Genomic DNA, 10,546 nt, shown 5'->3' on the forward strand with positions numbered 1-10,546 from the left:
ATAAGAAACTTCACAGACTGCAAAATTGTGGGCTGTGAATACTGTTAGATGACTACCCGTTAAAGAAAACAATCAGCCTTTGTGTTCACTTGGGTATACCCTACGTCCAGTGGACAAAGCTATGGACATTTAATTTGACATCCTGACATATGTCCACTATCCAAACCTTGAATCTAAGACTTCAATGTCCACAAGGAGAACCTTATGCCCCATACTTACGCTTACTGCCGTGTCTCTACCCTCGACCAAGACCCTACAATGCAGTCTACTGCTATCCTCGCTAAATACCCTGACGCTGTTGTAAAGGAAGAGAGAGCAAGTGCAACAACCATGAACGGGCGCGAAATGCTGTCCATCCTACTGGACATCATAGGCAAGGGAGACAAGTTAGTTGTGTGGAAGCTCGACCGCCTTGCAAGGAACATGGGCGACCTATGCTCTATCGTAGAGCGTTTGGAAGCAAAGGGGGCATCACTGGAAATACTCGACCAAGCTATCGACACCTCTACTGCCAGCGGTAAGGCATTCCTTCAAATGCTTGGAGTATTTGCTGAGTTCGAGACCAACCTACGCCGAGAACGTCAACTAGCAGGTATTGCAAAGGCAAAGAAGGAAGGAAAGTACAAGGGAAGACCTGCCGCCCATAATAAGGACAGGATTAAGGAGATGCTCGCTGAAGGCTTCAGCCACTCTGCCATTGCCAAGGAGCTTGGATGCTCCACTAAGACCGTGCAGAGGGTGAAGAAGGAAGAGAGGTAGCCAATTCGATTCCGTACTTGAGAATCGAACTCTTGACTGCTTGTATCTGTTTATTACTTGAGCCTGATTGACATCGACGCACAGCTAACAGTAAGGAATCTTAAACAAAAGGATTCAAATGTTTAACGTTGTAAAAAACCTAGCAGTTAATCTCGTTGGAGCTGGAACTAGCCCTCTCATGCTTACCCTTATAGTCGGCATCATCTCGATTGGACTATGGGGCGAAGGGGAATTGGCAGCTCAAGCTCTTGATATGCTTAAGACCGCTCTCTTCCCTGTTTATATTATTACACTAATTGCCCAACGCTCTTAACTGCTTACTTATAAAGCGCAATAACCCCCAGAGCCACAGACAAGAGGCCAAGCACGAGAGACAAGACACCTAAAGAGGTAGATAGCTTTACTGAAACTTGCGGGTGAGCAAGACAGGCGAGTATTCTTGAACATGGGCTTGGTACAACAAGCAACGTTGCCATCTCATTTTTTTCTACCCCGAGTTTCTCTCTATACCACTCCCCCATCACCAACTCTGTACCTTTCAATGTATACCTAGGTGGCTGATTGTAAGCATCCAAAAAATTTTCATCCAACACAGATGCTTCACAATAAATGCTCTTATGTGTCTTAAGGTTTACAACCTTAACTATCTGGCGTCTCACTACTCCATGCTCTCGTGGAACCCACACCATTCCCTCAAACATGTCATCCGCTCTTGCGACTCGAATCATGTACTTTCTAGGCCACATACTTCTTCCCTTACCCTACTACTAACCTTAAGCAGCCTCTTCTTGCTCAGCTTTTGCAAGCAACCTTACATAATCTGCATCCTTCTGAGCATAATGCCCTGAGAGGTAGCTCCAAGCTTCTTCGAAATGCTCTTCTAAGGGAGATGGTAATCCAATACGCTCCCGCAACTCCTTAGCTATTTCCCATGCTCTAATTCCTTGCTCGTAATATCTGCGAGCTCTAATGTATGCTTTGTCATAAGGGCTCGGTTCACTTTCTTGTTCTCTAATGCAGTTACACCTCAGCACATCAATCTCATTGCTGAATGAAAAAATCTTATTCAACAACTCATCATCTACAACTGTCCAATCTATTTCAGTTGGGAAACCATCTAGTAAGACTTCTTCAACAACCTCTCTGCCATCGGCTCCGTTGGAATCAGCCCAAAGACTTACATCACGCTCGGCTTCAAGCGAACCATTAGAGTACCGTTCAAGAACAGAGGCAACAGCTGGAACAAAAAAACGCAGTTTACTTTCTTTTTGTTTTTGCTCTTTTTTACGATTCAACCACCAATTAACAGAAAGAGGCAGCGCCCCAAGAAAAATAGGAAGGAAATATTCTTTAAACATACCGTGCAGTAACAATATGCAGAACATAGCTCAACCTCAAAAAAAGTTGCTGACCTACACACTATCGCCACCTCCAACATAGGTGGCAAACTTTACTCTAAGAAAGAAGACATCGAGCAATTCGATTCCTGAGTTGCGAATCGAACTTGAGTCCTTTATTATCTGTTTTTTCTGTTTAAATTTAAACACGCGTGAAAAATACTCAAGGCGGCCTACGGGTCGTCTTTTATATTTTTCACGCGTGCTAATAGCCATTATACGCAATTAATGACAGGGTGTTTTCACAGATTCGAGCAACGCTTGAACATTGTAGACATATTCAGTACTGCATCACTCTTCATTGCATTAAGAACCTTCACATACTTCAACGTGGTGCATATGCTCGAATGTCCAAGCCACTCCTGAACTACTGCAAGGCTTGCTCCGGCTCTTATAAGGCGAGTAGCACAAGTGTGCCGTAAAGAGTGCCATCCGAGGTCAGTATGTTCTAGCTGGAGTCCTTTCTTAATCTTCCGCATCCGGCAGATTGCACCACACTTAGTTATATCGCCAAATAGATAACGCTCGTCCCCACGCAACCTCTCAGCTCGTCTCGTAAGAACCTTCTTGACATCAGGTGACAATGGGACACCACGTACCTTCCTGCCCTTCGAAGTCTCTGGACGAACTATCAATTGATTCTCGTAGACATCTGTACGAGCTAAATTCAAAGCCTCTGAGAGCCTTAACCCCGTATCCATCAAGACTATAAACAAATCTGCATAATCAGCCCAAGGAAGCTTCAAATAAGGGTTACGCTCTGTATCCTGAACATACATCCACCTAAGTACATCATGCTCAAGCTCAAGACTTAATATAAATAAGCGATTTCCTGTTTCTCGATATTTGGGAATATTGGGAAAAGAATCTATTTCCTCCCAAGCATCACGGGCAAGATATAGCATAACTCTTAAGTTACCCATGTACTGATTTACCGTTGCCTTTGTTAGCCCTTGTTCGAGCAAAGCTACCCTCATCTTATTAACATGTCTTGCACGTAGCTTGCTCAAAGGCAGGTCGCCAACAATCCTTATCAGCTTCTTGATATGTGCTCTTGGAGTTTTGGGGTCTGCATAATGCTTAAAGTGCTCATAACTCGCACGCTCCAATGCTTGAGAGAGCTTAATATCTTTAATCTGATCGAAAAGATGGCTAACGGGCAATCCCATATTTTCTCTAAGCTTAATAAAACGTGACACAGCCTCTTCGTAATTCTTGGTACGAAGACTTCGCGCTATTCTTTTATTTTCATGTGAGAAGTCAGCATAATAAACACCTGACTTACGCCGATATATATATTTTAATTTTCGTTTCATATTACCTCCGAATCTAAATGAACGGCAGGTAATACAACAAACCCACATCAAATAAAGTAATTTTTTCAATTAGTTAATTTTCTATTTACAAAGTAGAAACTCGAAAATCACAACTCAACAGACCCCCTTCAATGTGATGTCCAGTTTAAGAATCGAACTCGTGGCTGCTGATATCTGTTTTATAACCCTCACAATTTGATTCCATCATTTCAAAGTGTTACCAAGAACTCATGAAGAACATTTTTACCATTCTTAAGCAATTTCGTCAGCATTGGTGGTGGACACTACCAGCCATCCTTATTGCTATAGTTTGCAAAGACGTCGCCCTTAACATTTACAATTATGCAACAGGCACAGTTGCTAAGAAAATTACCGACAACTACGGAGAAACATTCTCAAAATCTATCGCAGAGGGCACTACCACAACAACAAAGTGGCTTGCCAAGTCTTATAATTTTTCGGGAATTGAACTTGCTGGATACATTTCAGTAGCCCTTCTAGCGATTGCAATCGGAGCCGTACTCCATCGAAAAATCAAGCAATCCAGAACATCTCCCACTGAGCGCTACACTGCAGACATAATGTGCAACGTCCGATTCAAGTGGGACTGGTATTGGGGTGATATTTTTGGTTTAAAAGCATACTGCCCCGAAAAGAAGTGCCTCGAAGAAATTCAACTTTCTGTAGATACAACCACCTTTCCACAGAAAATGTACCTATACTGTCCTAAATGTCAGAGAAAATATTATGAAGAAGAGTTACCTAGAGACGCAGTAACTAATCCAGAGTTGCTTTGGAATGCGCTTAATAAATGGGCAAAAAAAGAAATTGGTCGTCGAATTCGTACTGGTGAATACAAGAACTCTCGCTAATACAGACTTGCAAGCCTGCACACTTTCCGGCATCATATTCTTACACACAAGATTGAACCTAACTCCGAGATGTCTTGGAGTCATGAGCATTCGGAAGTGGCTTACACATTCTCGCTGCCTCCCAAATTAGACACTAAGGCTCTACTCCTATAAGGGGGTGGAGTTTTTTTGTATCCAAAGAGTATAGCTCAAACCAACCTACGCCGAGAACATCAGCTAGCTGGTATTACCAAGGCGAAGAAGGAAGGGAAGTACAAAAGTCGTCCCGCTGCCCACGAGAAGGATAGGATTATAAAATGCTTGCCGAAGGTATAAGCCATTCAGCTATCTCCAAGGAGCTTGGGCGCTCTACCAAGACTGTGCAGCGAGTGAAGAAAAGCTAGAGTCAGACTAAATCATAGAACACTTGTTCAGCTTTCACCCCCCTCTAGACAAGTTAGTTTTTAGGCCATAATATACTGCCATGACTAAAGATAAAGTAACAGCTATCATTTTTACCACAGCACTTACAGCAGTCGTTACCAAGCTCGTTGCTAGCTACTTCCCAACAGTGCTGACATACGCCCAGACAACCTTCTCAACGATTGCCAGCTGGTTTACATCTGTCTACCCTATCAAAGGATACCACCTCTTACTTGGTCTACTTATAATCCATTCTATTAGCCTACTAGCCAACTGGTTGAAAAGAGAGAAAGAATTACCTTTTCCCTACAACTACACCAACGACACAATTGATGGTATCCTTTGGCGATGGGAGTATCGTAATAATGGTATAAAAAATCTCAATGGGTACTGTCCTTACTGTGATGGGTATATCGTTTCCAAACAAAGTCAGAGTTCATATGATGGCTCCATTTTACTTTATTGTGAGCACTGCTCTACTCCCTACAAGGACTTACCTCTTCCCCCGTATGCAACTCATACTTCAGAAGCTACAAAACCTTATCACGCCAAAATTGAAAGAGAAGTGTTACGAAGAATACGAGTTAAAGGAAAAGAACTCTCCATCAACCAATAAACACAACCTCGCCCTACCGACGACTCTCAATTCGATTCCCAGCTTAAGAATCGAACTCGCGGCTGCTGCTATCTGTTTTATCTAACTTGCTCGCAGCTCGAAGTGCACATTTTGTTCATACGCCTTCTATTTCTTATAGGATCCCCCCATCTGTCTCAAAGACGTTTCATAAAAAACATGATGGGGAGAATTCTCAGCAGCTAATTTGCGTAACTGTGTAGCTAAACTGTATACTTGACTTGCAGTACCCCAAAGCAACAAAAGCCGTTCAAGAACTTCAACAGCTTCGTACTTATCTTTCTGCAAATCAACAGTACGGGAAACGATGTCTAAGTAGTTAGTAAATGTAAAAACTTTATTCATTATTGAAATATCGAGCACAGTCCAATCCACATCGTCAGGCCGCTTTTTGAGCAAAGCAAATAAATTTCTCGTTTGGCCTCTCGTCCTCAACCAGCAGATAGGACGACCACTTGTGGAAAGAATCAATCGCCCAAAGTGTATAGTCCTCCAACCAAGCCGAAACCTTTACTACCAAGAACCTGAGCCTCCCCAGTGACTCTCTCTTTTCTTTCTTTTTATTTAGCAAATAGTTTAAGACCAAAGGGACACACTCTAACGCCAACGGTAAGCAATAAGTTTTAAAATAGTACTCCATTACTCCCCCAACACTCTTACGCCAGAGCTATCCATCAATATGTTACCGCCCAAGTTCACTAGCAAATTCCTCTACCAACCATTTTATATACTTCTTTCTTCGCTTCAAATTCTCGGTACAGTGACTTGTTTCCCTAAAGAAAACAATATATTCCAACATCGTCAACTTGCCCTCTTCGCGAGATAATCTTCAATATACTCTTCTACCTTCTCGAGCGTGATTTCATCAACGGCCTTATCAAAAGTGTCACCCTTACCTATATTACTTGTCATATCGCTGTAGAACCGTCGAGCAAGACTATGGACAGGACGCTCAGACGCTCTCTTGCTTATCCTCCCAGACTTCCGTAGCACTTCGTGAAGCTTACTTGTTCGTCTTTCAGCCCTCTTAACCAGTTTATACCCTTCACGAAGCCACTCTGGAGATAAAGACTCAAAAGTCTCTTCTTCTACCATAAGCTGTACCTGTCTAAAGTACCTCACTAGTTCTTTATCTATCTCACGAACTGAAGAATAGTCGAATTGAGCAACTTCAGGTAACAGATGAAACAACTCATCACACACCTTCAAATCTGAAAGCTCACTCCTTTCCATCCCTAAAAACCAGTAACGAATCCTCTCAATCTCCCCTGAATCTCCAATAGCTTTTTTCATTATTATATAAAAAAGTACAACGGCACCATCCTCATAAGATATATTTCGCTCTTCACAAAAGTCATAAAAGACTTTTAGCCGTTCTGGCCACCTTGTACTTATTTTATGAATTATTATCCTCATGCAAAGTACTAAGGCACGAGGCTCGGATGTACGCACAATAAATGCGTGACACAATCGACGTCTTGTTTTCCTCGCCTCGTACCACTTCAGAACAACGCTAAACAGAAAAGTTAATAAAGAACCAATTAAACCAGATGACAAAGCAATAACTACATTCTCACTATCCAAATCCAACATAAGACCCTCTTTTTATTAATGGATAGCTACAAAAATCCAGAAGTTTACTCAACAAGATTTATCCAAACATAACCATTCTTTCTCCTTGAAATCCTGCACATTTTCGGGCACCTTCTCCCTACACACCTAGTTGAATCTGACTTCGGGACGGCTTGAAGTCATGAGCTATACGGAGGCAGCTACACATTCTCGCCGCCTCCACCATGAGGTACTTAAAGGCTCCAATCTTTACAAAGATTGGAGCCTTTTTCTGTTAGATGAAAAAATGGCATTTTAAATATACTCCACACACCTCTTATCCAATCCCATATGAAGTATCGGATACGGTCGCCCCAGCCCATCTAGCTCTGAACGACGAATCATCTTAAATCCTTGCGCAACATAAAAGTGGTAAGCCCCGTCATTTTGTTCATTCACGTCTACTCGTTTTACGTCACAATTTTTTACTGCGTAACTTACCAGCGCCTTGCCAATCCCTTTTCTAAAACAGGTAGGAGATACGAAAAGCATTTCAAGAATATCACCTGCTGTCCCCATAAAGCCCTGAATAATCCCTTCAGAATTCTTAACTACATATAAATCAACAGCAGGTAGTGCCTGATTTGAGATGATACCCTTCAACTCCTGAATATATTCTTCAGATATAAAATGATGAGTACTCCTTACCGACCCTTCCCATATACGAAGGACTTCTTCGTAATCTTTTAACATCCCTTGCTCTACTTCCATACTTGCCTTCTCTAACATGGCCTCTTTAAACAAACCTCGCAATACAGCCTATATTTCTTTAACTTAAACTCAAATTATCTAATTTTGTATATTGACTAAATAAGGAAAGACTTACTAAACACACCATGTCCTATTGGAGGACTATACCCAGAAAAAGGGGGAGGACTTATGAGCATTTTTTACGCCAAAAAACTCTTACGGTCCTCCTTCCCTTACTTTTCGCATGTAGTACAAAAAATATTTATCAATCCCCGTGGTCAATACTTTTACATACAAACTACGCCCCTCAACCTACGGTGCAACGCCTTGCACCCCCCTCCTTAGCTAATCACCTTTTTATAATGTCAGCTCCTTCAACAAAGGGGCAAATTAGTTATAATTAAATAGTCTTATCGTAGTTTCTGCCAATACAAAATGTGCAGCATCAAAATCACTATGAGCTGGCATTTCATAGTTCGTTACAACCTATTGCAACAATGAGTACAGGGTACCGCAGAACAACCCTGTCTAATAGGTGACAGTATGGATAAAGACCAAAAAGGTTCTCTCTTCCCTTCAGAATTTGCAGGATTTAGCGAGCAAGTGTTACGGTGCCGCAGAAATATTCTTTCACTTTCAACAGTCATTCTGATGGTGATTGTTTGTGGAGCTGAAATATCTCATTTACCTTTCGGGCTCACATTCAAAGCTAATGCAATTCTCCCACAACTTTTTATCTTTTTAATTCAAGCTTATTTTCTAATCGCATTTGTTACGTCAGCAATCCTTGAATGCAAAACGCAGGCAGCAACCTCCTCTAAGGCAAACGAAACGCAAACTTGTACGGCTTCTCTCAATGACACCATTGCTTACATAGGAAATCAAATAGCTAGCCTCACCACAAAACAGCCTAACATTGATTTCACAAAACTCTCAGAGCAACTCACCGAGTACAAAAAATATCAATTTAGCATAACAGCTACTATGAACATAAAGTTTTGTTATGAATTTTGGCTTCCCGTACTGTATGGAGCCTGTGCGACAACGATCTTTCTTTTAGAACTCATTACAATGGATTAATAAGACTCTTCACAGGCAAAAAGAAGTTCTTCTATTCCTTCTGCTACAAGCGCTGCAACTTCTTCTCCGTCAACACCATAAATACCCATTTCCGCCTTCATTGCGGCCTGCAATATTGCCATAGCTACCTCTTCCGGCTTCTTGTCTGCCTCTATCGCTTTCGTTTTTGCATCATCTTTCGCTAGTTCAACGGCGTCTTCTTTCGCGACTTCAAGTTCTTCTTCGATTATTGCTTCTTCATACGCGATAATCACAGATTTCAACAAATCACTGGGGTCAGAGGTCGTATTCACAAGCCACCCGTTTAACTTCACACCATACTGATCGTCCTTAACAATAGACAATTCAACTTCAAGCTCTTCAATATCTATTTTTATCGAACGACCTGTTTGCATGAAAGAATCCATTCGCTCTACCCAATCCTCAAATCCTGGAGTATAGTCATACATATTATTTTCTCCCTCTCGTTAAGAGTTCGTTAACTTTAAAGATAAGCCCTTTGTTATGTCTAAAAAGACATCACAAAACCTACTTATTTGCACAGATAACTATCTGGAAACACAAAGCATTTAAAAGTCATATCTCTTTCATATACTTTTTGATTATAAAAAGATGCTATAACGAGATAGCCCTGTACTAATGCTTCATATGATCTTTTTTGCTTATTCTTTTTTTGTGTGAAATTTTTTTCTCAATTACGTTGAGAAATTTTTTTTTTATTTTGGTGTATTATTTTTTTTATTACATCCGATTAGTATCGCATACATCAAATTTGCATCTATTTTTTGTGCAAATTATAGACGTAACATACTTGTTAGTGTTGCCAAGAAAACATGAGGTTATACGAATGATACAATCACATTTTGAGCTACTATCTAACGGAAAAAAGGTTTGGAACGAATGGAGAGATGAATATCCAGATGTAAAACCTGATTTATCTTCTGCAGACTTATCCCAGAAAAATTTAAGTGGATACAACTTACACAGTTGCAACTTACAACATGCTACTCTTGCTAACTGCGACCTACAGGATGTGAATCTGGCTAATGCCAACCTTGAAGGAGCCAATTTGGCTGGTAGCTATCTCTATTGGACAACCTTACGCAATGCAAAGATCTGCCTGCTACAACTAGCAAAGGCTAATGTCTGGAAGCCTGTATTATAACAAAAAATACATATAAAATGGAACTGCTCATTCCATATTTCTTGTACGCAGAAAAAAGCCCTAATTTTTTAGGGCTTTTTTTAGTAAACGGTCACAGACATCACACTCATTGTATAAGTCTATTTATTCATCAAAATGCTATAACCGCACGCAGTGACAGAATTTTCACTTGCCTTACGATAGGCTTCTCAAATTATAATAATTCATTAATTTCAAATACAAATCCACAGCATAACATGCTATAAAGACAGTACGTATAAACGCAACAAGGAGACATCGTATGGAACGGTTAATTGTGTTTAGCGTTTTAGCTTTTTCTATCTTGTTCAGCCTCATTACATATTCATAACCAAACAAAAAGCCTTGTCAGTCGACAAGGCTTTTTTCCTTTAATATGCACCGTCTACAAACAGTTTACATTCGCCAACGGCTTCCACAGGAAATGATGCGGTTTTCAATTCTCTGCCTACCAACCAACTGCAGCAAACAAGGCCTGCTTCGGCATCAAACTCTATAACAGGCATTTCCGGTCCACCAGATTTCAACTGAATAACATCTCCAGCAACAAATGTCATAGTGCCTCCGGATAGTTTATTCCGATTTGCTCAATAAACCTTTCC

At 40.9% G+C, this 10,546-nt stretch carries 15 protein-coding genes; 7 read left to right on the plus strand and 8 right to left on the minus strand.

Annotated features, from left to right (window positions below):
- Positions 1–204 precede the first annotated feature (204 nt).
- Both QZY95_RS16540 and QZY95_RS16545 read left to right on the plus strand, forming a co-directional pair.
- Positions 205–759 carry a recombinase family protein gene (locus QZY95_RS16540; protein WP_290925592.1) on the plus strand — a complete coding sequence of 185 codons (555 nt, stop codon included), beginning with the start codon at positions 205–207 and terminating at the stop codon, positions 757–759.
- A gap of 178 nt (positions 760–937) precedes the next feature.
- Positions 938–1,072, plus strand: coding sequence for a hypothetical protein (locus tag QZY95_RS16545; RefSeq protein WP_290925593.1), 135 nt, complete (start codon positions 938–940; stop codon positions 1,070–1,072).
- 4 nt (positions 1,073–1,076) lie between these two features.
- On the opposite strand, the gene QZY95_RS16550 is transcribed toward QZY95_RS16545, so the two are convergent.
- From QZY95_RS16550 to QZY95_RS16560, 3 genes are all read right to left on the minus strand, one after another.
- Positions 1,077–1,505, minus strand: a complete 429-nt coding sequence (locus tag QZY95_RS16550; RefSeq protein WP_290925595.1) for a hypothetical protein — start codon at positions 1,503–1,505, stop codon at positions 1,077–1,079.
- Between the two features lie 27 nt (positions 1,506–1,532).
- The gene (locus tag QZY95_RS16555) at positions 1,533–2,117 is read right to left on the minus strand and encodes a hypothetical protein (protein ID WP_290925597.1); all 585 of its coding nucleotides are present in this window, start codon (positions 2,115–2,117) and stop codon (positions 1,533–1,535) included.
- 281 nt (positions 2,118–2,398) lie between these two features.
- Positions 2,399–3,472, minus strand: a complete 1,074-nt coding sequence (locus QZY95_RS16560) for an integrase (RefSeq protein ID WP_290925598.1) — start codon at positions 3,470–3,472, stop codon at positions 2,399–2,401.
- 230 nt (positions 3,473–3,702) lie between these two features.
- Between QZY95_RS16560 and QZY95_RS16565 the strand changes: the two genes are divergently transcribed.
- The 3 genes from QZY95_RS16565 (at position 3,703) to QZY95_RS16570 (ending at position 5,362) form a co-directional block, all read left to right on the plus strand.
- Positions 3,703–4,344, plus strand: coding sequence for a hypothetical protein (locus QZY95_RS16565; RefSeq protein WP_290925600.1), 642 nt, complete (start codon positions 3,703–3,705; stop codon positions 4,342–4,344).
- Between the two features lie 296 nt (positions 4,345–4,640).
- Positions 4,641–4,727 carry a helix-turn-helix domain-containing protein gene (locus QZY95_RS16660; protein ID WP_365971575.1) on the plus strand — a complete coding sequence of 29 codons (87 nt, stop codon included), beginning with the start codon at positions 4,641–4,643 and terminating at the stop codon, positions 4,725–4,727.
- A gap of 80 nt (positions 4,728–4,807) precedes the next feature.
- On the plus strand, positions 4,808–5,362 hold the full coding sequence (locus QZY95_RS16570) for a hypothetical protein (RefSeq protein WP_290925602.1): 555 nt from the start codon (positions 4,808–4,810) through the stop codon (positions 5,360–5,362).
- 126 nt (positions 5,363–5,488) lie between these two features.
- On the opposite strand, the gene QZY95_RS16575 is transcribed toward QZY95_RS16570, so the two are convergent.
- From QZY95_RS16575 to QZY95_RS16585, 3 genes are all read right to left on the minus strand, one after another.
- Complete coding sequence (locus tag QZY95_RS16575) at positions 5,489–5,743, minus strand: hypothetical protein (protein ID WP_290925604.1); 255 nt, start codon at positions 5,741–5,743, stop codon at positions 5,489–5,491.
- A 438-nt stretch (positions 5,744–6,181) separates the two neighbouring features.
- Positions 6,182–6,973, minus strand: coding sequence for a hypothetical protein (locus QZY95_RS16580; RefSeq protein WP_290925606.1), 792 nt, complete (start codon positions 6,971–6,973; stop codon positions 6,182–6,184).
- A 273-nt stretch (positions 6,974–7,246) separates the two neighbouring features.
- Entirely contained in the window at positions 7,247–7,702 is a 456-nt protein-coding gene (locus QZY95_RS16585; RefSeq protein WP_290925608.1) for a GNAT family N-acetyltransferase, read from the minus strand.
- Between the two features lie 522 nt (positions 7,703–8,224).
- Here QZY95_RS16585 and QZY95_RS16590 point away from each other — a divergent pair.
- Positions 8,225–8,761, plus strand: a complete 537-nt coding sequence (locus QZY95_RS16590; RefSeq protein WP_290925610.1) for a hypothetical protein — start codon at positions 8,225–8,227, stop codon at positions 8,759–8,761.
- On the opposite strand, the gene QZY95_RS16595 is transcribed toward QZY95_RS16590, so the two are convergent.
- Positions 8,758–9,210 (minus strand): hypothetical protein, encoded by a 453-nt coding sequence (locus tag QZY95_RS16595; RefSeq protein WP_290925612.1) that lies wholly within the window; start codon positions 9,208–9,210, stop codon positions 8,758–8,760. The two genes, QZY95_RS16590 and QZY95_RS16595, sit on opposite strands and share 4 nt — an antisense overlap.
- A gap of 398 nt (positions 9,211–9,608) precedes the next feature.
- On the opposite strand from QZY95_RS16595, the gene QZY95_RS16600 reads away from it, so the two are divergent.
- Positions 9,609–9,926: a pentapeptide repeat-containing protein gene (locus QZY95_RS16600; protein WP_290925614.1), complete on the plus strand. Its 318-nt coding sequence runs from the start codon at positions 9,609–9,611 to the stop codon at positions 9,924–9,926.
- 389 nt (positions 9,927–10,315) lie between these two features.
- Here the strand turns inward: QZY95_RS16600 and QZY95_RS16605 are convergent, their stop codons facing one another.
- Positions 10,316–10,501 carry a DUF2158 domain-containing protein gene (locus tag QZY95_RS16605; RefSeq protein ID WP_290925616.1) on the minus strand — a complete coding sequence of 62 codons (186 nt, stop codon included), beginning with the start codon at positions 10,499–10,501 and terminating at the stop codon, positions 10,316–10,318.
- Positions 10,502–10,546: the final 45 nt, after the last annotated feature.

The sequence above is a fragment of the Halodesulfovibrio sp. genome, assembly GCF_015482765.1.
Taxonomy (GTDB): Bacteria; Desulfobacterota; Desulfovibrionia; order Desulfovibrionales; family Desulfovibrionaceae; genus Halodesulfovibrio.

Excerpts from the sequence above, each read along its gene's own strand:
- QZY95_RS16590 (WP_290925610.1), top strand. The coding sequence starts at position 8,225 with ATGGATAAAGACCAAAAAGGTTCTCTCTTCCCTTCAGAATTTGCAGGA.
- QZY95_RS16555 (WP_290925597.1), bottom strand. The coding sequence starts at position 2,117 with ATGTTTAAAGAATATTTCCTTCCTATTTTTCTTGGGGCGCTGCCTCTT.
- QZY95_RS16550 (WP_290925595.1), bottom strand. The coding sequence starts at position 1,505 with ATGTGGCCTAGAAAGTACATGATTCGAGTCGCAAGAGCGGATGACATG.
- QZY95_RS16585 (WP_290925608.1), bottom strand. The coding sequence starts at position 7,702 with ATGGAAGTAGAGCAAGGGATGTTAAAAGATTACGAAGAAGTCCTTCGT.
- QZY95_RS16565 (WP_290925600.1), top strand. The coding sequence starts at position 3,703 with ATGAAGAACATTTTTACCATTCTTAAGCAATTTCGTCAGCATTGGTGG.
- QZY95_RS16660 (WP_365971575.1), top strand. The coding sequence starts at position 4,641 with ATGCTTGCCGAAGGTATAAGCCATTCAGCTATCTCCAAGGAGCTTGGG.
- QZY95_RS16595 (WP_290925612.1), bottom strand. The coding sequence starts at position 9,210 with ATGTATGACTATACTCCAGGATTTGAGGATTGGGTAGAGCGAATGGAT.
- QZY95_RS16605 (WP_290925616.1), bottom strand. The coding sequence starts at position 10,501 with ATGACATTTGTTGCTGGAGATGTTATTCAGTTGAAATCTGGTGGACCG.
- QZY95_RS16560 (WP_290925598.1), bottom strand. The coding sequence starts at position 3,472 with ATGAAACGAAAATTAAAATATATATATCGGCGTAAGTCAGGTGTTTAT.
- QZY95_RS16580 (WP_290925606.1), bottom strand. The coding sequence starts at position 6,973 with ATGTTGGATTTGGATAGTGAGAATGTAGTTATTGCTTTGTCATCTGGT.
- QZY95_RS16540 (WP_290925592.1), top strand. The coding sequence starts at position 205 with ATGCCCCATACTTACGCTTACTGCCGTGTCTCTACCCTCGACCAAGAC.
- QZY95_RS16570 (WP_290925602.1), top strand. The coding sequence starts at position 4,808 with ATGACTAAAGATAAAGTAACAGCTATCATTTTTACCACAGCACTTACA.
- QZY95_RS16545 (WP_290925593.1), top strand. The coding sequence starts at position 938 with ATGCTTACCCTTATAGTCGGCATCATCTCGATTGGACTATGGGGCGAA.
- QZY95_RS16600 (WP_290925614.1), top strand. The coding sequence starts at position 9,609 with ATGATACAATCACATTTTGAGCTACTATCTAACGGAAAAAAGGTTTGG.